Origin of the sequence: Metabacillus bambusae, assembly GCF_017497975.1 — a bacterium.
Lineage (GTDB): Bacteria > Bacillota > Bacilli > Bacillales > Bacillaceae > Metabacillus > Metabacillus bambusae.
On sequence record NZ_JAGDEL010000014.1, the window covers coordinates 78,555 to 99,898 of the forward strand.

The window sequence follows — 21,344 nt, forward strand, 5'->3', positions numbered from 1 at the left end:
GAGAATATGCTATAAAACATGCTTCGTTAATCCTTCCAATACCTGTCATATAAGTTTTGCATATGGAAAGTCATTAACTCTACAGCTTCTTTTTCGTTATGATCTTCTATAGCCTTTATTAGCAACTTATGCTCCTTAAAATTAACTTCTCTATAATCTGGTCGAGTTACCGTGCGATCACGAATAAATTTCCACATTTCCTGTTGTTTCATCGCGTTACTGATTGCAGCCATCATTTTTATAAATAAATCATTATGAGAAGCCTTAGCTATTCCTTTATGAAGTTCTTCATCTGTTTCAGGAACATAAATGCCTGCTTTCGTTTCTTCCTCCATCTTTTTTACCGTCGCGCGAAGTTCTTCAATATCCTTATTAGTAGCCCTTTGTGCTGCATATTTGATAATTAGAGGCTCAATATTCATTCTCGCTTCTACAATATCTTCTGGTGAGGTTGAATCAAATATAAAGGAAGATTCGGAGTTATTAGTAATCTGAGTATTTTTTACGTAAACACCTTCGCCTTGGCGCGAATATATCATACCATTCAACTCAAGGGCACTTAATGCTTGTCTAACAGGAGCACGACTAACTCCAAACTGTTCACACAGTTCTCTTTCCGCTGGTAATTTATCACCTATATTAAATGATCCAGATTGGATTTCTGAAAGAATTTGATTATAAATTTGGATATATAATTTCTCACTAGATACTCGATTAAAGCTAATTTTAATCACTTCTCTCAATATATATTCTTAATAAAGTAAACGTTTTAAAACACATATAATTATAAGCTTTTCCTTTTTAAAGAGCAACACTATTACACTATCTAGATACGTACACTTGTTGATCTTTCATTTTAATCCTATGGTTATTTTTTGAATAAAGCAAGGAATAATCTTAAGCTAGTACAGTCTCTATTATAATAACTTCTGTTTTTTCAAAAAAAGAGTGATGGTTGGCCATCACTCTCTTGAATCATAAAATCATTTTTTCAAATAACTTCATTTTATATATCAGATTATATGGATTGCATTTCAAGTGCAGTTATTTTATTAATTCGATTTTCGTGTCTTCCACCTTCTTCAAAAGGAGTAGTTAGCCATATTTTTGCAACATCACGTGCTAATCCTGGACCAATTACACGCTCTCCCATTGCTAAAATATTGGAATTATTATGTTCTCTTGTGGCCTTAGCACTGAAGGTATCATGTACAAGTGCACAACGAATTCCTCTGATTTTATTGGCAGCAATGCTCATTCCAATACCAGTGCCACAAATTAATATACCCCTGTCTACTTCACCTATAGCCACCTTCTCAGCTACTTGAATTGCATAATCCGGATAGTCTACAGATGTAGTACATTCACAACCTAGATCTATATACTCAATGTTCATCTCTTCCAATAATGAGATAATTTCTTTACGGATCGTTACCCCACCATGATCAGATGCAATGGCTACCTTCATATAGTATCCTCCTCTTAGATAACTTTCATCACTAAATGTCTTTTCTTTAAATGTAAACAACATATTCTAGCAAAACTGAAAACCTTTTCATTCAACGCCATTTAATATCTTAAACTATTTTTCGTTATTTTTATTTTCCTTATTAACGTTATTACAGCAATCACACTTAGAATAAAGAACAGTTACCTTTTCGTCCTCGAAATGATCTATTGTTGCATTACAATGTTTGCAAACTAATGTACCCATCTGTTCTTCCTCCATTCATTAACCTCATACTTGTATACTTATCATACAAGTCACTTCGTATTTAAAGTATACTTTTCGTACTTTCTATTGTCAAACAGGATTAAAATTAATAGTTATTCACTTCTCTCAGGATTTTGTTGATTTTACCAATAGTGGATTTAAATGCTGAAACAGGCAGCCCAAACTGGAATGCCTGCTAATCACTGCCTAATTAATCCATGTGTGAACCACCATTAATATCTATTTCTTCCCCAGTAATATAAGACGCCTCTTCAGAAGCTAAAAACGCTATAGTTGATGCAATTTCCTTCACTTCACCCGGTCTTCCCATAGGTATACTAGCAATAACGTTTCTTGCATCAGCTTCCGGAAGGGATTTCCATATCTCAGTGTTAACAAGCCCTGGTGCAACACAGTTAACAGTAATTCCATCAACCGCTACTTCACGAGCAAGATTTTTTGAGAAGCCTAATACCGCAGCTTTAGAGGCAGAATAATGTGCGCCACCAAATACTCCTCCTCCTCTTTTTGCAGAAACAGAAGATAGGCTGATAATTCTACCAAACTTTTGTTTTTTCATTGTTTCTAGTACTGCTTGAGTACAGAGGAATAATCCAAACATATTTACATTAAATACTCTTGTCATATCTTCAAGTGTCATATCCTGAACTGTTACTTTTTGTGAGATTCCTGCATTATTGACAAGAATATCAATTCTTCCAAATTCAGCAAGCACTTTCTCTACCATTGCGTCAACAGATTCTTTATTCGTAACATTTAATTCTACACCTAACGCTCTCCCACCAGCTTCAGTTATAGCATTTACAGTGTCCTCGATACCTTCTAAATTTAGATCGGCAACAACAACTGTTGCCCCTTGATCCGCTAATGCAAGTGCTATCGTACGCCCGATACCTTTTTTAGAACCACTTCCTGTTACAATTGCTACTCGATCATTTAATTTAAACATGAACCTTCACTCCTAAGTTAGTAGTTTACTTATTTTATATTTTTCTATTGAAGCATTTCTTTAGCAGTCTTAATGATATCGCTAACAGTAATTCCATTAAGTTCCATTAACTTTTCATATGGAGCAGATTGACCAAATTGATCCTGAACCCCGATTCTACTCACTTTTCCTTTACCTTCTTCTGCAACAACTTCACATACAGCGCTTCCAAGACCATTTAGAATATTGTGATCTTCAACTGTAATTAAACGTCCAATGTCTAAACATTCAACGATAGCTTCACGATCTATTGGTTTAATCGTATGCATATCTAAGAGTTTTACAGAAATACCTTCTTTTTCTAGCTCCTTTGTAGCTTCTATTGCTAAATGGACAGTATCACCATTGGCAATGATGGCAATATCTTGCCCTTCTTTAATTTTTTTCGCTTTTCCAATTGTAAACTCTTCGTTCTCATCATAAATTACTGGAATTGTGTCTCTTGTGAAACGAAGATAAACAGGACCATACATTTTTGCTGCTTGCTCTACTAATTTTCTAGTAGAAAAGTAGTCTGCACCCATGATGACAGTCATATTTGGAAAACTTCTTAAAACGCCCATATCCTCTATAGCTTGGTGACTTCCTCCATCATTGGCTGGCGTTAGTCCCCCGTGGGAACAAGCAATTTTAACATTTAAATTTGGATAACAAACTTCTTGTCTAATTTGCTCTGCCATTCTTAAGGAACCAAATACAGCGTAAGTGCTTACAAAAGGGATTTTACCAGTTGTTGCTAGTCCTGCAGCCAAACCAGCAGCATTTTGTTCTGCAATTCCGACATTGATATGTTGCTCAGGTAATTGCTTAATGAAATTGCTCGTTTTACATGATTTTGCAATATCAACATCAATGACATAAATATCTTTATTCTCTTTACCTAACTTTACAATTTCATCCCCAAAAGCTTCTCTCGTTGCTTTTTTTGTTGTTAGCGTTTTCTCTATAATGCTCATCATTTTAACCCCCCTACGATTTCAGCTATTGCCTGTTTGTATTCTTCATCATTAGGAGCAACCCCGTGCCAGTCAGCAACATCCTCCATGTAAGAAACACCTTTACCTTTCACCGTGTCAAGTACAACGCATTTTGGTTTTCCATTTTGCGCAACTCTTATTTCATCTAACGTTTCAATAATTTCTGCCATTGAATGTCCATTGATTCGTTTTGTTTCAAATCCAAATGCTTCAAATTTCTTTTCTAAATCTTGGAGCGGCATAATCTCATCACAAAAACCGTCAATCTGAAGTCGGTTATTATCTACAAATACAACTAAATTGTCTAATTGATACTTCACTGCAGTCTGTGCTGCTTCCCAAATTTGGCCTTCTTGACATTCACCATCGCCTACTAAAGAAAAAACCCGATAATCTTTCTTATCTCTTTTTCCCGCTATTGCCATTCCAACACCACATGAAAGTCCTTGCCCTAATGATCCTGTTGAGATATCGATCCCAGGGCATTTTTTCATATCTGGATGTCCTTGGAAAGGAGAACCGTACTCTCTTAATGTGTAGATTGTGTCATATGGGACATAACCTTTTAAAGCTAAGGCAGAATACTGTATAGGACAAACATGCCCTTTTGAAAGAACAAATCTGTCACGGTCTTCCCAAGTAGGGTTATTTGGGTCAATATTCATTTCTTTAAAATACAAAGCTGTCATAAGATCTGCTGCAGAAAGTGATCCTCCTGGATGACCTGATTGTGCTTTGTGAATCATTGTTATAGCTGTTTTCCTCATCTCAATGGCTATGTCTTTTAGTTCTTCAATACTTATATTTTTCATCTTCTTCACCTCAATTAAAGATTTAATAGAAAGTTAGATTTGTAATGTTGTTCACTTGTAATACAAGTTAACTTATATCTGTAGTATACACACTCAGACTTTACTTGTCTACTAAGTGAACAAACTTTCGTAATATTTTTTTATAAAATTACACAAAAAAAGAGAAGGATCGTATCCTTCTCTTTACAGTAATAACAGTGTTAACTGAGGAATGATGGCTATTATGGTCAAACTAATTAGCATGATAAAAAAGAATGGAACAACACCCCTTACGAGTGAAGGCATACTTAAACCAGAAATTCCTGAACCTACAAATAAATTCACTCCAAGTGGCGGGGTAATAAAACCGATCGATAAAGTAACAATCATGATAATTCCAAAATGGATAGGATCTAGTCCTACTTGAGCTGCTACTGGGAAAAGAATTGGTGTAAAAATAATGACTGCTGCTGATGTATCAATAAAACATCCGATAATTAATAACAATATAATGATAATAAATATAATAGTAATCGGATTTTCTGAAAGCGATAAAAATGATTCTGCAATTGTTTGTGGTATTTTCTCCATTGTTAAAATAGTACCAAATGCATTTGCTGTACCAATAATAATTAATATAGAAACTGAACTCATAGCTGCTTTTGCAAGAATTTCTGGGAAGTGGCTTATTTTGATTTCTTTATGCAAGAATAAACTAACAAAAGCTGCATATACCACACCGAAAACGGCTGCTTCTGTTGGAGTAAAAATACCACCATAAATTCCACCTAAAATAATAATTGGTACTAAAAGAGACCATTTAGCATTATTTAAAGCAGAGAACATCTTTTTAAAATTGAAATTTTCTTTTGTTCCAGAATACCCCTTCTTTTTAGAATAGTAATAACACCATATGATTAAACAAACGCCAATTAAGATCCCTGGGAGGATACCACCCAAGAATAAATCACCGATTGACTGATTACCTGCAATACCATAAAGGACCATCGGTATACTAGGAGGAATGACGATTCCCAAAGAACCTGCTGTTACGATTACAGCAGTAGCAAATTTTCGATCATATCCCTGTGCTACCATCGCTGGGATCATAATACCACCAACAGCAGCAACTGTTGCTGGACCAGAACCAGATATAGCTGCAAAAAACATGCAGGTAATAACTGCCGCTATTGCAAAGCCGCCGGTAAAACGTCCAACGAATATATTAGCTAAATTGAATAGACGCGTAGATATTCCACCTTTCCCCATTATTTCACCAGCTAGGATAAAAAATGGGATAGCCATTAACGCAAAATTATCTGTTGAAGTCACTAATCCTTGTGTCAAAAATGTAATTGAAATATTGGGTGAATAGATAGCCGTAATAAGACCTGCTAAACCTAAAGAAATAGCAATAGGGACAGAAAGGATCATAAACAAGAAAAAGCTACCAAATAACACAAAACTTGTCATACAATTTTCCCCTCCTGAAACTCAGTCTGTTCTTGACACTCGTTGCGATTTAATGTTTTATACTCAATTACCAACCGGGCCATTTTTTGAATAAGACGGATTGCAGTTAAAAGCATTCCTACGACTGGTGCAGCGTATATCCATCCAAGAGGTAACCCTAACGCAGCAGATTCCCTTGTCACCTTTAAGACAATGTCAAAACCATAATAGGTAATGACAACTGCAAAAACAAAAAATGAGAAACTCGCGATCATATCAATGATGATTTTCCCCTTTTTTTCAAACAACATTGGAAAGGCATCCACACCCAGGTGTTCTCCTTTTTTCACTCCATAGCTGACTCCGATATAGATCATCCAAATAAATACGTACCTAGCAACCTCCTCTGACCATGTGAGAGACTCACCTAGTACATATCTCATAAAAACTTGTGTGAAAACAATAATTACTGTGAAAATACTAAGTATGATTAAAATATATTCTTCTAAATGTTTGTCTAACCAAGTGATGACTTTCATTTAAAATCCTCCTCAAAATTAAGTACAAAACCTTCCACTCTTTATTCAACCGCTCTCAAAATAGTATTAACAAAATCTTCACCAAACTTGTTCTTGTAGGATTCATAGACACTTTGGGATTTTTCTCTAAAAGCTTCGCTATCTGGTTGAATAATCTCCATACCAGCATTTTGTAACTCATCTAGCATCGTTTCTTCATTTTCTCTTAATAAATCTCTGTGGAACTGTGCAGCTTCTCTTGCACTTATTTTAATAATGTCTTGCTCCTTAGGTGTGAGTGTCTGCCAAAATTCTTCACTTATTGCTACAGGTAATGGCATGTATTGATGACGAGTCAAATTTAGATAATCTTGAATTTCATTAAATTTACTTGCGTAAATATTTGCAATTGGATTTTCTTGAGCATCAACTGTGCCCTGCTGTAATGCCATATATAATTCTCCGAATGCCATCGGTGTCGGATTGGCACCAAGTGCCTTGAAGGTACTAACTGATAATGGGAACTCTGGAGTTCTAATTTTCAGTCCTGTTAGATCATCAGGACTTTCAATTGGTACATTTGAAGTAACATGACGAAACCCATTCTCGAAATATGCTATTACTCTTAAACCGTCTTCTAATAAAGGTTCTGCTACTCTCTGTCCAATTTCACCGTCCAAAACACTCCAAGCTTCTTCATAGGAATCAAAGAGATATGGTAGTTCAAACACACTTATTCTTTGATCGTATTGACTAAATGCACTAGCAGCTACCATTTGAAGGTCATTGAAGGTGACACTTTCTATCATTTCTGCTTCAGAGCCAAGTTGCTCATTAGGGTATACTTGAACTTTTATTTCACCTTGTGATTTTTCTTCTACTAACTCTTTGAATTTCAAAACAGCTAAATGTCTTTCATTTGATTCTACTGCACCATGACCAAACCTTATCAAGGTAACATCATCTGATCCAACAGCATTACTAGTAGTAAATAAAACTACTAATATACTAAGAGCTAGTCCTGCAGTTACAAAAATCATTATGTTTTGAATCGCTTTCATTTATATCCCCACCCCATAGTTAAAATTCTGTATACAAGTTGAATAGCCTAGGTGATTCATTTTTACTTGTGAAATAAAGTTTTGCTAACTATTTATTTCATAGTTCAAATTATTGGAATAAAGCACTGAAAACCCTTACATTTCATACCATTTACTATCTTAAAAGTTTTTCTTTAATGGTATATCCTGATTGGCTTTTCCGCAACACCCTCACTTAGAAAAAAGTAACCCCTTTCATTTAAAACTGATAAATAATAAATTCCTATGATTACAAACTAATGTACACATTAGTCCATACACACTATCAATCCAAACTTGTTTACTTGTCTACTAAGTCACTCTGTATTTAAAGTGTACTTTTCACGCTTACAATTGTCAATCATTTTTATAAATTTTATATTTTCAACTATGCTCTGTACACTTGTCATGTCAAAAGTATGTTAAATGTGCCTACCGCCCGCCCCGCGGAAAGCTAGCATCTCTCGCTGCAATCAACCACACCGCACTACTAGGTAAATAGTAAAAAGTTTGCGATAATAGAAAAAAAACGCTAGATTAAGTGTTTAAATACTGGACTAGCGTTTTCTTTAATAATTTGTGAGAAGGATTCGAACCCCCGCCCCCATTGAGAGTGCTTTATTTTTTGTTCTTACAGTAAAAATTATACAGGATAAGTTTACACATATAAGGACTTACTAGCCCAAATTGAACAACCTCTACTTATGGAAAGTGGAGGCTAGCAAGCCCTTACGTTTTTATTGATAGGTAGCTGTTCTGCAATAATCGTACTGTACTGCAGATTAATCTGCTGATTTACGAAAAACTGATGGCGAACTACCGGTTATTTTTTTGAAATTGTTACTGAAATACGCTAAATCAGAATATCCCACTCTTTCAGCAATTTCAGATATTCGCAGAGAAGTGTAAAGTAATAACCGTTTAGCCTCTTTCATTCTTATCTCTGTTATATAATCAACAAACTTTTTGTTAAGTTGTTGTTTGAACAATTGACTTAGGTAACTAGGATTCATGTGAACTTTTTCCGCAGCTTCCTTAAGATTAATTTGTGCTAATGGTGTTTTCTCAATATATTGCAGTACTTTTTCTATTGTAGAGGATGGAAGTTCTTCATTTACATCAAATGCATCGTTCTTTTTTTCCTCCTCCCCTTTCCGTTTATTTATCCACTTTTCTAAACAAAATTTCAAATCATTTTCTTCAATAGGTTTAAGAAGATAATCAGTTACTCCATTTCGAATTGCTTTCTGTACAAATTGGAACTCATCATGAACACTAATGACGATAACATCCTGATCTCCATTGTATTGGCGTAGTTCTTTCACAAATGCAAGTCCATCCATGATAGGCATACTGATATCTGTAAATATTAAATCAATTTCATTCTGTTTTATCCAATCAAGAGCTTCTAGCCCATTCGCACATTCATGTGAAATCTGAAATGGGAGGTTTAATTGTTTTATCGACCATTTAAGAGTAGTACGAACCCATTTTTCATCATCTACCAGTAAAATGCTGAACATCAGTATCCCTCTTTTACTCAATAATTGGCATGCGAATCTTCACAACCGTACCTCTCCCGTTAAGGTTGTTCGTCAGTTGTATTCCGTATTCTGAGCCAAAAGATTTTACTATCCTTTGATGAACATTGACAATTCCTATACTCGTTCCACCATCCGTAATCTCTCTATGTTTAAGATTAAAAAGAATGTTTCGGAGTTCTTCTTCTGAGATACCAACACCAGTGTCCCTAACTTCAATGATGAAAGAGGATTCAGTATCTTTATGAACTGAAATGTCGATCTTGATTATGTTGGAATTTGACCGAAAGCCATGTAAAAAGCAATTTTCTAATAATGGCTGCAAAGTAAACTTGACAACCGTTAATTTCTTTGCCCATTTAGGTATATTAAATTCACATTCAAACTGGCTATCGAAACGGAACTTCTGAATTTGCAAGTACATTTCACTAAACTTCATTTCTTCTTGTAATGTAACAATAGTTGAGGTATTTCGTAAATTATAACGAAGTAACTTCCCAAGTGAAGAGGACATGATTGCGATATTTTCTTGTTCTATTTCTAGAGCCATTCCCCTTATCGTTTCTAATGAATTATATAAAAAGTGAGGATTGATTTGAGACTGCAAAACTTTTAACTCAATATCTTTTTGTCGCAATGACATTTCTGTTTCTCTTAATTTAGCAAAATATACTTCCTCAAGCAGTCCAGATAGTTTTTGAACCATATTATTAAACCCTACCGATAATTGACCAATTTCATCATTTGTTTCAACCTTTACCCTTGAATCAAGTTTACCTACTTCAACCTTTTTCATAAATAGATGTAACCTCTTAATTGGCCTAAGAAGACCGGTTGCAAAAACATATCCTACTAAATAAGCGATAATCAATGAAATAACGATTGTCCATAGGATCGTCTGCCTGATCAGGATTGTACCTTTTGTTAAATCGTGATAAGGAATTGCCGTGAAAAATGTCCAACCAAGATCCTTTGATTGGGTATATGTAAAAAAGTCTTTCCTTTCATTTTCCAGCAGGATTGAGCCATTCGTTTCGGATGGTAATTTAGTTAACCCACTCACTTTCACTTTATCACCAAGAATAGACTGATTAGGATGATACACATAATGATCATTAGCGTCTAAAATGAAAAAGTATCCATTATTTCCAGGAGTGACTTTATTTGAAAATTCATTAAATCTCCTAAAGTTAATATCTATAATTAACATGCCAACATGTTGTAATGTTTCAGGATTATAAAGCCGTCTAACAAGTGAAATTACAGGTACTTCTTTGTCTTTTAATTTAAGAGTTCGACTGACCAGAATAGCTAACCCATTCTGAGGAACGGTAGAATACCAATATTCATTCTTCATCTTATAGGTTGGATAATAGTTTTTGTTTCCTAGTAGATCAATGAATTGAGCATTGTTATCCAAATAAACTGTTATATTAGATATGTCAGGTCTTGAATACTGCGCATTTATTAGGAGCTCCCGAACCGATTCTCTAATTTCGCCATCTTCATCCTCATACATCGACTGTAATTTTAAAAAGTTAATTAGATCTGGTGAGTTAACGATTTTAAGGCTTGTTAAATCAAAATCCCTTATATAATCCTCAATTCGTGCTTCTACTTGTTCAATTACTTGCAAGTTATAATGTGTTGCCTCCTCTTTTAGTTCAACGGAAGAAATATAATAGGAGATTAATCCCACTGAAATGATAGGGAGAATAACTAAAAAACTAGAGAAAATAAAAAGCTTCGTCATAAAAGAATGGTTTTTATATTGGATGATTTTTTTAGTATTTTCAATTATATTTTTCATGACATTCCTTTTCTTCCCCCTCATTAAACTACCTTTTACAAAATGAGTAAATTCCAGGCCGAATAGGACCTGGAATTTACTTTCTCCTCATTTATTTACGTGCTTCATCGATCGCACTCATTATTTCCTTGAATTCGCTTCCATATTGCTCAACGACAGGCTTAACAGCTTCTTTCCATGGAGTAAGATCATCTACTTCTGTAATCGTTACACCCGCATCACGTAACGTCTGTTCTGATTCTTTTTCCCATTTATCCCAAGTTTCTCTTTGTGTTTTAACAGAATCAAGAGCAGCTTGTTTAATAATCTTTTGATCTTCTTCTGATAGCTTATCCCAAGCAGCTTTACTAATTAATAGAACTTCAGGCGTTCTTTGGTGAGTATCCAAAATCATATTTTTAGATGATTGAAAATGATTTGATGAAACAAAGCTTGGATAGTTATTCTCGGCACCATCAATAACTCCTGTCTCAAGTGCACTAAAAACCTCACCATATGGCATTGGAGTTGCACTTGCCCCTAAAGCTGATACTAGGTCGATGTTTACTTTACTTTGCTGAACGCGAATTTTTTGTCCTTTCATATCCTCAATACTCTTAATAGGTTTGTTAGAATAAAAACTTCGTGCTCCAGAACTATAATAAGCAAGACCTATCATCTTAGAATCCTCTAGATTATCTAACATTTGACTCCCCATATCTCCCTCTAGAAAGTTCCAGAGATGTTCGTCAGAATCAAATACATATGGCAAACTTAGAACTGACAACTCTTTATTAAACTCTGCCAAAGGACTAGCATTCACTCGCGTAAATTCGATTGCCCCTAGTTGAACTTGTTCAATAACAGCCTTCTCTTCCCCTAATTGTGCGGATGGAAAAACTTCAATTTTGATTCGGCCATCCGTTCTTTCATTCACCAATTCAGCAAATTTCATGTCACCAACTACAGTTGGATAGTCAGGTGGATGTGTATCCGCCAATCGGAATGTATATTCTGCTTTTTTTTCTGATTCAGTATTACCTTCTGAAGATGAACTTGAACTACTTGTGCAACCAGTCAAAATCGAACTTGTAAGAAATAGACTTACCATTATACCCACTGCAAATTTTTTCTTCATCTTAACACACCCCTTAAATAGTTTGATAGTTTTTCTTTTGTTTATTTGATCAATTCCTTTAGTTATTTAGCCAAGAGATTTGGTAACCACAAGACAACCTCAGGAATATACGTAATAATTAATAATACAACCAACATTGCATAGAAGAATGGTAACATGGCTTTTGTACCTTGTTGAACCGAAACTTTACCAATCGCACATCCTACAAACAACACCGTTCCAACTGGCGGAGTTAACAGTCCTAAACCTGCATTGAGTATTAAAATAATGCCAAAATGAATTGGATCCATCCCAAAATTTGTAACGACTGGAAGCAGGATTGGGGTCATGATTAAGATCATAGGTGCCATATCCATCGGCGCACCAAGCAAAAGGAGTAATATATTAATAATTAATAAAATAATAATCGGATGATCTGATATATTCAAAAACAAATCTGTTACCATTCCTGGTATCTGTAAATAGGCTAAAAGCCAACCAAATGCAGCAGATGCAGAAATGAGGAAAAACACCATAGAAACTGTTCGCATCGTTCTTTTCAAAATTGTCGAGATTCTATTAATTTTCACTTCTCGATAGACGCCAAATGCTAATATGAAAGAATACAAGCATGCTAGAGCCCCAGATTCTGTTGCCGTAAACAAGCCGGAGACGATCCCACCCAAAATAATGATCGCCGGTGTGAGAGAAAGTATTCCATGAAAAATAATACCAGCCCATTGTTCTCTAGGAACCGAATCCCCTTTTTTATAACCACGTTTTCTTGCAATGATATAACCTGTAATCATTAGGGTTACTAATAAAAGTAATCCAGGCACAATGCCAGCCATGAACAAACTTGCGATTGAAACTCCTCCCGCTGCAAGTGAGTATAACACTAAGTTATGGCTAGGAGGTACAACTACACCCTGAATCGCAGAAGATATGGTAACACCTACAGAATAATCTGCATCATAGCCTTGTTTCTTCATCATTGGAATCATAACAGATCCGACAGAGGAAGCATCTGCAACAGCAGAACCAGAAATGTTACCGAAAAACATACAGGCAACACTATTTACCATCGCAAGACCACCACGAAATCTTCCAACACATAGGTTTGCGAAGTTTACAAGCCGCAATGCTAGTCCACCTTCACTCATGATATGACCAGTCAAGATAAAGAATGGAATTGCCAGTAAGGAATAGGAATTGACTCCCTGAAACATCTGTTGTCCAACTATAGCAAGAGGAACCTTTACATAAATAATCGTCAAAAGCGATGATGCAATAAGTGTCAGCGCAATTGGAAAACGAAGCAACACTAGACCAATAAAACTTACAATTAAAATCGTAATCGCAATGTAATCAGTAGGCACTTTAATTCCCCTCCTCTATATCTTGGTGACGATTCGTATTAATATTAAAAAACTGTAATACTGCGTATGCACAGATCATGACACCGGCAATCGGTATAATGAGATATTGTACACTCGTAGGTAATTTTGTTGCAGGAAGAGTTGATTCAGACATAAGGATTGCAAAGCCCCAGCCTTGATAAACAAGAAACAAACCAAAGGCAAATATACTCGTATCAATGACTTTATCTAGAACCTTATTAACACCCTTCGAAAAATAGTTCGTGATCGCGTCGATTCCCAAGTGGATATTTTCGCGAAAGCCGATCGCAATTGCCATGAAGGCAAACCAGCTCAGCAATAAAAGGGTGACTTCTTCAGACCAAAAAAAGACAAAGTTAAATAATTTTCGTGTCATTACTTGTGTGGTAACGATAATAACCAATGAAAGTAGTGACAAAAGAGCAAAATTCTCAAAAATTGAATCGATGATTAGCCCAAATTTTTTGACTAATTTCATATGCATCCCTCCTGTAAGAAAGCGTTTTCAATACCTTTATTTTACGTATGATTCAGAATCATTTGAATGTGATTTCTTTAGGAGAATTTGTGTTTTTTTTAGTTTGATGATCAATAAGTTGTTTGAATAGGGCTTACACATAGCCTTCAAAAAAAAAACGCTAGATTCAGTGTTTAATTACTGAACTAGCGTTTTTTTTTCCAGAGGGCTTAAATCCCCACCCCCTTCTCTGAATCTAATTTAATAAATACATATAGGATTGAAGGCTACTGAAATTGGAATAACTATATTTCTAGACAAGCTACCATTATGCACTTAAGCTAATCCATTTCCTTTTTCATCACAACTTGATTAAAAAATATCTGACTCATGTAATAAATCATATACGCTAACGGACTACCTACAATAAATATCATCGCTGGATACGTATATATAATTGCCAAACCTATTGCTGCAATTAGTAATAAAATAATCGTTAAGATCGGATTCATAAGAGAAAAGAAGAAAGCATTTCTTATCACTATTTTCCAGCTTAATTCAAAATGCACCATTGTTGGAAAAAGATAAATAGAGATCGAACAGAACAAAACGAAACCTATTATTAAAACGATATAAAGGATAAGTTGGATGATGGAGTTATCAGGATGAATAACCATATAATCAAAATATAAAAAAATAGCTACTAAACCCCAATAGATAGATATAACCAAACTTTGTTTAAAATTCTCTTTAAACATGGCAAAGTAATCTTTTATAATCCCCTGAGAATCCTTTTGTAACTGTCGTTTTCTGATCACACCAAACATTGCGGTAGTTGCTGGAAAAAACGTAAATAGGGGGATTGAGGTTAAAACCCATAATAAATTCAAAAGAAAATAATCAACAATTGTAGTTAGCGTATTTAATAGTCTATTTTCAATCATTCTTTCATCCCCCTATTACAGATTTTGAATTATTTACTCCAAGTAGATTTTAGTGTATATAGTTCTAAGGAGTTTATTATTACATTTCCACCTTTAGCATACATTTCTAGATCTTGACTGTTCTCATGTGGAAAGATTAAGTCTGTTATCACTAGTTCACCATCATTTCCAAATACTTCGACAGATGACCAATCAACAAATATATGCAATTTAACTTTATTGTCTTTCGGAACTAATTCACCATCATGTATTCCTGCAAACGAATTATTAAAGCTAGAATCTCCAGATTTAGTACGATCCAAAAATAACTTTTTCTTTTCTACATTATATCCAATAATCGTTTCAGCACTATCTGATTTACACACCTTGAACCCAAATTCATGTGCTCCACCTAGTTCAAATTCTACTACTATTTCAAAAGCATTGCCTTTTAAATCTGATAGAAGATTGTCGTTAGGGATGATTGTTTTATTTGTAATCGTGATAGGATTTTCGCGAATTGTTTGTAATTCTTTCACAGGAGTTTGTACTAAATGAACTCCATTTTCTAGCGTTTTTAATGAAAGAACTCTAGGAATCGTCATCGCACTACGCCACTCTTTTGTTGGGGTTACATTTGCATATCTCCAATTACTCATCCAACCAACATAAATTCTTCTCCCATCTTCAATTGGAACATCTGACCAGCTGACTCCTGCATAATTATCTCGGCCTCGATCAATCCAGAGAATGGTATCTGGTGAATGATTATTTGTAAATGTCTTTCCATCAAAGTCACCAATAAAATATTGAGTTCTCGATCCTTCTTCATAAGTTGGATCATCACCAATACTTAAAAATAACACCCATTTTTTATTATTTTGATCTCCATCAATCTCCAATTCAAAAAGGTCTGGACATTCCCAAACACCTTCATGTGAACCATGTTCCTCACCAAACTCACTCGCAAATTCCCACGTTTTCAAATCAACTGATGTATATAGTCTAACGGTCTGACCTGCAGCTAATATCATGATCCAGTTCTTTGTTTCTGTATGCCAGAACACTTTTGGATCTCTAAAATCAGTAATCGTTTCATCTACTAGAACTGGATTTCCTTCATATTTCATCCATGTACGACCATTATCTTGACTATAAGCAATACTCTGTCTTTGTCTTGGACGTTCTGATTCAGGGTATAGATCAGCATGAGTAAAGATTGCAACTAACCCTGACTTCCCGTTGAAAAAACCAGATGTATCATTCCAATCTACAACTGCACTTCCAGAAAAAATGGTCCCATGCTCATCTGGTTTAAGTGCAATATGCAAGTGTTCCCAATGAACAAGATCCTTGCTTACCGCATGTCCCCAATGCATTGGTCCCCAAGTTATTCCATTTGGATGGTATTGATAAAACAAGTGATATTCTCCGTCATAATACACCATTCCATTTGGGTCATTCATCCAGTTAGCTTCAGGTGAAAAGTGAAACTGTGGACGATAACGTTCTGTATAATATTTTTGCTCAATCTCAATGTTGTTCATAGATTTTTTCTTCCTTTCTCCCTAAGTTGTTATTAGTAACGTTTTAAAGGCCAGATAAAAAGAAACATCTGGCCTCTGGAAAGAATACATCATAACTCTTCGTTAAAGCGGTCTAACCCTGTTTGATAAATTTCCATCAATTCATTTAAGCCCATATCTTCTAATTGAGCGACATAATCATCCCACTCTTCTTCAATTCCACCTTCAATTAACCATTGAGCTTCCTTCTGCTTTACAAATTCCTTTATTTCAGGTTCAATTGTGTTAATCTTTTCAAGCTCTTCATTACTAAAGAAGATTTGTGGATAATTCTCCTCTACCATATGTGGTTTATAGTATTCATCAAGTATTTCTAGACGTTCTTTTGCTCTTGGCTCCATATCTACAACCGTGTCAAAATGTTCTTTTAATACGACGAATGGTCCACCTGGAGCCACCTTTTGTCTAAATTCCCCCATAGCCACACCTTCAGGCAATTCTTTGTTAACTAACATACCATTCTCATCTTCTTCATAGATTTCTCCAACAGGCCCCCAGTTAATTTGAGCAGACATTTTCGGTTCATATAATTCATCGACCCAACGCATTGTAATTTCTGGATTGTTGTTTGCTGATGTGATAACAAAAGCATCTCGTCCATACTCTGAATGATTAGAACGTCCAACTCTTATTTCTCCATCTTTTCCTTTTAATGGTGGTAATACAGCATAATCCTTAACTCGATCTGGGCCAACTACCTCTGTATCTTCCCACCAAATAAATGAACCTAACGAAGGATCTTCTGTTTTCCCTTTTGCAAATAATTGTGCAGTATCCTGTGTAACAACCTCAGGGTCAATTAATCCTTCTTTCACCCAATTATGATAATAAGAAATTGCTTCTTTATATTCTGGTTGTGTAGCAGCATAAATCACCTTACCGTCTCGTACAACTCGGTGATCAGCTTCAAATGGTGAATCCGGAAGACCAAATAAACCGATTAAATCTCCTTCATTTCCACACCAGCCATTAAACCAGAACGTTAAACCAATTTCATCTTGCTTACCATTTCCATTTGGATCCTTCTCTTTGAAAGCTTTTAGCACATCATGATATTCTTCCAATGTTGTCGGCATTTCAAGTCCTAGTTTATCTAACCATGTTTGGTTAATATACATGATATTTGGCATACCGACCAAATCCATCTCTTCAGCACGAGGTAATGAATAGATATGCCCGTCTGGTGCTGTTATCATCTGTTTTAATTCTGGTCTTTCTTCAAATAATTTCTTTAAATTTGGTGCGTATTTATCGATCAAATCTTCTAAAGGAATAATGGTTCCGTTTTGTCCATGTTGCATGAGATCTTTATCTGTAAAGCCAGAAGCATAAAAGGCATCTGGTAAATCACCACTTGCTAGTAATAGATTTTTCTTTTCTTGGTATCCATCTGCAGGGATATTATCCCACTTTATTTTCACATTTGTTGCTTCTTGAAGTCTATCAAAAATAACCATTTCAGAGTAATCAGGAGCTAACGCTGCCTTTGGAGAAACAAAATTTAATGTCACCTCTTTTTCAACAATTGGTAACCCTGTTTCATTAAATGTTGCAGCTTCTTCTTTCGCCTTACTGCTTGTATCGTTACTTGAACAACCAGTTAATGCAAGTGCAGTACTTAAACCGATGGCTAAAATTGCTGATGTTTTCTTTTTCTTATTTCTTTCTATACTTCTTTTCATGGATCTAATCATTTCATTTTCCCCCTTAAAGAACTTGCTTATTCATTAACCTTTAATTCCACCAATCATAACTCCCTTAACAAAGTACTTTTGAACAAATGGATACAAGATTAATAGTGGAATTGAAGCTACAATGATCACACCGTATTTAATTAGCTCTGAAACTCTTTGTTTTGCTGCAAGTGAATCAAGATCACTAATCATTTGAGTTGATGCTTCATTCTGAATTAAGATATTTCGTAAAATCAATTGCAGCGGATACAAATCTTCATTATTCAAATAAATTAATGCATCAAAGTAAGAGTTCCAATGCCCAACTGCATAAAATAAAACCATAACTGCAACAATTGGTTTTGATAAAGGCACAACAATCTTCCAAAAGAATTTTGCATCAGAACAACCATCCATTTTTGCGGCCTCTAACAGCTCGTTCGGTATCGAAGTTTGGAAATAGGTTCGAGCAACAATAACGTTCCACACAGCTACAGCTTTAGGTAGAATTAAAGCCCACATCGTATTAAGTAAGCCTAAATCCTTAACTACTAAATAAGTAGGAATTAACCCTCCAGAAAAGAACATCGTAAATAGAAACAAAAACATAATTAAGTTTCTTCCATATAAATCCCTTCGTGACAATGCATACGCTGCCATTAATGTAAAAGTAACATTTACAATTGTTCCAACAAATGTATAAATAATTGAGTTCTTATATCCTAGCCAAATCTTGCTGTCGTTAAATATCCTTTGGTATCCCTCAAACGTGATATCTTTTGGTAAAAACCATACTTTTCCTTCGTATATCATGTTAGGATTACTAATTGAAGCAATGACAATAAAGTAAAGTGGGTAAACAACTAAAATAACCATAATTGCGACGAGGAATATATTGATCAAATCGAAGACTTTATCTTCTTTTGATCGTCTTGTTGTTCTTTTCATTGCTAGTAAACTCATAATCTTTTAACCTCCTTTTTACCAAAGTCCTTGACCAGATAATTTCTTAGCAAACTTATTAACTGCTACCAATAAAATTAAGTTAATAACAGCGTTAAACAATCCAACTGCTGCAGCAAAGCTATATTGAGCTTGCTGTAAACCCATCTTATAAACATATGTTGGAATAATTTCAGCTGCTGGTTGGTTTAAAGGTGTTTGTAATAAGTAAGCCTTTTCAAAACCGATATTCATCATATTCCCTACTGACAAGATTAGTAGAATGACTGCTGTTGGCATAATTGCCGGGATATCAACATGTAAAATCCGATGCCATTTGTTCGCTCCATCCATTACGGCTGCCTCGTGTAGCTCAGGGCTTACACCCGCAAGAGCTGCAAGATAAATAATCGCCGCCCATCCTGTTTCCTGCCATACACTTGATCCAATATATAACGGTTTAAACCATTCTGGTTTAGACATAAAAGAAATGGATTCCCCGCCAAATATCATAATCATATTATTGATAAGTCCATTATTTGAAAAGAAAACATAAATCATACCAGATAGTACAACTACAGAAATGAAATGAGGAGCATATACAACTGTTTGAACAAAGCGTTTATACTTCTCATGCCTAATTTGATTCATCATTAGGGCCAGAATGATTGGAAGAGGAAATCCTATGATTAGCTGTAGGCCACTAAGTCCAAGTGTGTTTTTGATCAAAGTCCAAAACTGGTAAGAATCGAAAAAACGCTCAAAGTGTTTAAATCCTACCCAAGGACTCCCCATAATTCCTTGCGTTGCTATAAAATCCTTAAATGCAATTAATACCCCATACATTGGGTAGTAATGAAAAACGATAAAATAAATAAGAGCTGGCAATAAAAATAAATAGAGCTGGTAATTGTTTAACATTTTTTTGAATTGTAGCTTTTTATTAGCCTTTGCATGAGTATCTAAAGATGGTAGCGTCCTTACCTCAGCTTTCATATCCTTTCCTCACTTTCAAATTGTTTTTTTATTGCTTATTATCTTCATAACTATCGATCTTACAAGAAAGAGAATTACATATAGTAACAGCTTTCCTTATCACCATTTTTCACGCCCTACATGCTTACAAAATGACCTAAGCGTAAAACCTAAAATTTTATGTAATCCCTTACAAAGAATTATATGTCATCCGGTTTCATATGTCAACCGGATGACATATAATTCAAAAAAATTTTATGGGTTTGATTTACTGTTTTATGAGAAAGCTTGAGTGGGATGATTCACCCACTTACTTTCTACGTCGTTTCACTATCAATAAGCTTTACAGGTAAGATCGTTTCTAGTTGAATGTCATCATGCTGACCATCTATTTGTTGGATTAATATTTCAACCGCCTTTTCAGCGATTTCCTTTATGGGTTGTTCCACTGTACTTAATTCAGGTAATAACAATCTTGTTGTCTCAGTACCATCATAACCTATGATTTTCAGATCAGCCGGGATGTTAATCTTCCTTTTTTTAGCTTCTCTTATTACTTTTGAAGCGATTAAATCATCACTAGCAAAAATACCATCAACTTGAGGATTTTCATTAAATAGCCTTATTATTATCTCTTGAACTGTTTCCACAGTTGCTCTATATGGGAATTCATATGTTATAGGGTTCAAGTGATTACTTTTCATCACATCCTCATAAGCCCTTCTTCTCAAGTTTGCTGGAGTCTCTAAAAAGTCTGGACCATTTATGTGAAATATATGTTTACATCCTTTATCAAGTAATAGTTGAGTAGCTTGCTTACCACCATTGTAATTATCACTTGAAACAACAGGGATTGTGCTTGATAAGTAGCGATCAATTCCGACAACTGGCAGTTTTGGTATGTCATATTCCTCAATTCCCCTATTATGTGCTCCAGCAATTATTCCATCAACTTGATTTCTTTGGAGCATTTTTACATAGTTTGTCTCTTTATCTTCACGATTTTGACTGTTGCAAAGTAAAACCTTATACCCTAAAGATGCACATGTATTTTCCAAATGAAAAATAAGCTGACCGTAAAAGGGGTTATTTGTTGTTGGGAAAATAAGACCTATTAAATGTGTTTTCTTAATGAATAGTGACCTCGCAACTTCATTAGGAAAATAATTTAAATATTCCATTGATTCCTGAACCTTTTTTCTCGTTTTTTCACTTATATATCCGCGATTATTTAATACTCTAGAAACAGTTGTTGGTGAGACACCAGCATGTTTGGCAACGTCTTCAATTTTCGGTTTCACATTAAACCTCCTTCCATGTTTCATTTTTAGAAAAGTGATATAAACTTTAAATAATGTAAATATATAGTATTTGAATTCTTTATTTTCCGATAATAATCTT

20 protein-coding genes are annotated in these 21,344 nt (G+C 34.9%); all 20 read right to left on the reverse strand.

Annotation, left to right across the window (positions count from 1 at the left end; translation table 11 throughout):
* Positions 1–26 precede the first annotated feature (26 nt).
* The 20 genes from I7822_RS17555 to I7822_RS17650 all read right to left on the reverse strand — a co-directional run bounded on the left by I7822_RS17555 (position 27) and on the right by I7822_RS17650 (position 21,244).
* A complete protein-coding gene (locus I7822_RS17555) occupies positions 27–734 on the reverse strand; it encodes a FadR/GntR family transcriptional regulator (protein WP_207980455.1) in 708 nt (235 codons plus the stop codon).
* A 284-nt stretch (positions 735–1,018) separates the two neighbouring features.
* A complete protein-coding gene (gene rpiB, locus I7822_RS17560; RefSeq protein WP_207980409.1) occupies positions 1,019–1,468 on the reverse strand; it encodes a ribose 5-phosphate isomerase B in 450 nt (149 codons plus the stop codon).
* Between the two features lie 114 nt (positions 1,469–1,582).
* Positions 1,583–1,714 carry a GapA-binding peptide SR1P gene (locus I7822_RS17565; protein WP_207980456.1) on the reverse strand — a complete coding sequence of 44 codons (132 nt, stop codon included), beginning with the start codon at positions 1,712–1,714 and terminating at the stop codon, positions 1,583–1,585.
* Between the two features lie 211 nt (positions 1,715–1,925).
* Positions 1,926–2,684: an SDR family NAD(P)-dependent oxidoreductase gene (locus I7822_RS17570; protein WP_207980410.1), complete on the reverse strand. Its 759-nt coding sequence runs from the start codon at positions 2,682–2,684 to the stop codon at positions 1,926–1,928.
* Between the two features lie 44 nt (positions 2,685–2,728).
* Complete coding sequence (locus I7822_RS17575) at positions 2,729–3,679, reverse strand: transketolase family protein (RefSeq protein WP_207980457.1); 951 nt, start codon at positions 3,677–3,679, stop codon at positions 2,729–2,731.
* Entirely contained in the window at positions 3,679–4,527 is an 849-nt protein-coding gene (locus I7822_RS17580; RefSeq protein WP_372442172.1) for a transketolase, read from the reverse strand. Before I7822_RS17580 ends, I7822_RS17575 begins: the two co-directional genes overlap by 1 nt.
* 168 nt (positions 4,528–4,695) lie before the next feature.
* Entirely contained in the window at positions 4,696–5,964 is a 1,269-nt protein-coding gene (locus I7822_RS17585; protein WP_207980412.1) for a TRAP transporter large permease, read from the reverse strand.
* Positions 5,961–6,482, reverse strand: a complete 522-nt coding sequence (locus I7822_RS17590; RefSeq protein ID WP_207980413.1) for a TRAP transporter small permease — start codon at positions 6,480–6,482, stop codon at positions 5,961–5,963. The genes I7822_RS17585 and I7822_RS17590 overlap by 4 nt, the downstream gene beginning before the upstream one ends.
* A gap of 41 nt (positions 6,483–6,523) precedes the next feature.
* Positions 6,524–7,522, reverse strand: a complete 999-nt coding sequence (locus I7822_RS17595; RefSeq protein WP_207980414.1) for a TRAP transporter substrate-binding protein — start codon at positions 7,520–7,522, stop codon at positions 6,524–6,526.
* An 800-nt stretch (positions 7,523–8,322) separates the two neighbouring features.
* Positions 8,323–9,063: a response regulator transcription factor gene (locus tag I7822_RS17600; protein WP_207980415.1), complete on the reverse strand. Its 741-nt coding sequence runs from the start codon at positions 9,061–9,063 to the stop codon at positions 8,323–8,325.
* A gap of 13 nt (positions 9,064–9,076) precedes the next feature.
* Positions 9,077–10,891, reverse strand: coding sequence for a sensor histidine kinase (locus tag I7822_RS17605; protein ID WP_207980416.1), 1,815 nt, complete (start codon positions 10,889–10,891; stop codon positions 9,077–9,079).
* A gap of 91 nt (positions 10,892–10,982) precedes the next feature.
* Complete coding sequence (locus I7822_RS17610; protein ID WP_207980417.1) at positions 10,983–12,008, reverse strand: TRAP transporter substrate-binding protein; 1,026 nt, start codon at positions 12,006–12,008, stop codon at positions 10,983–10,985.
* Between the two features lie 62 nt (positions 12,009–12,070).
* Positions 12,071–13,366 (reverse strand): TRAP transporter large permease, encoded by a 1,296-nt coding sequence (locus tag I7822_RS17615; protein ID WP_307847794.1) that lies wholly within the window; start codon positions 13,364–13,366, stop codon positions 12,071–12,073.
* A gap of 1 nt (position 13,367) precedes the next feature.
* The gene (locus I7822_RS17620) at positions 13,368–13,865 is read right to left on the reverse strand and encodes a TRAP transporter small permease (protein ID WP_207980418.1); all 498 of its coding nucleotides are present in this window, start codon (positions 13,863–13,865) and stop codon (positions 13,368–13,370) included.
* Positions 13,866–14,185: 320 nt separating this feature from the next.
* Positions 14,186–14,788 (reverse strand): YesL family protein, encoded by a 603-nt coding sequence (locus I7822_RS17625; protein ID WP_207980419.1) that lies wholly within the window; start codon positions 14,786–14,788, stop codon positions 14,186–14,188.
* A 29-nt stretch (positions 14,789–14,817) separates the two neighbouring features.
* Complete coding sequence (locus I7822_RS17630; RefSeq protein ID WP_207980420.1) at positions 14,818–16,314, reverse strand: glycoside hydrolase family 32 protein; 1,497 nt, start codon at positions 16,312–16,314, stop codon at positions 14,818–14,820.
* Between the two features lie 89 nt (positions 16,315–16,403).
* On the reverse strand, positions 16,404–18,035 hold the full coding sequence (locus I7822_RS17635) for an ABC transporter substrate-binding protein (protein ID WP_207980459.1): 1,632 nt from the start codon (positions 18,033–18,035) through the stop codon (positions 16,404–16,406).
* 45 nt (positions 18,036–18,080) lie between these two features.
* Complete coding sequence (locus I7822_RS17640) at positions 18,081–18,989, reverse strand: carbohydrate ABC transporter permease (protein ID WP_243459525.1); 909 nt, start codon at positions 18,987–18,989, stop codon at positions 18,081–18,083.
* Between the two features lie 18 nt (positions 18,990–19,007).
* Positions 19,008–19,964: an ABC transporter permease gene (locus I7822_RS17645; protein ID WP_207980421.1), complete on the reverse strand. Its 957-nt coding sequence runs from the start codon at positions 19,962–19,964 to the stop codon at positions 19,008–19,010.
* 296 nt (positions 19,965–20,260) lie between these two features.
* A complete protein-coding gene (locus tag I7822_RS17650; protein ID WP_207980422.1) occupies positions 20,261–21,244 on the reverse strand; it encodes a LacI family DNA-binding transcriptional regulator in 984 nt (327 codons plus the stop codon).
* Positions 21,245–21,344: the final 100 nt, after the last annotated feature.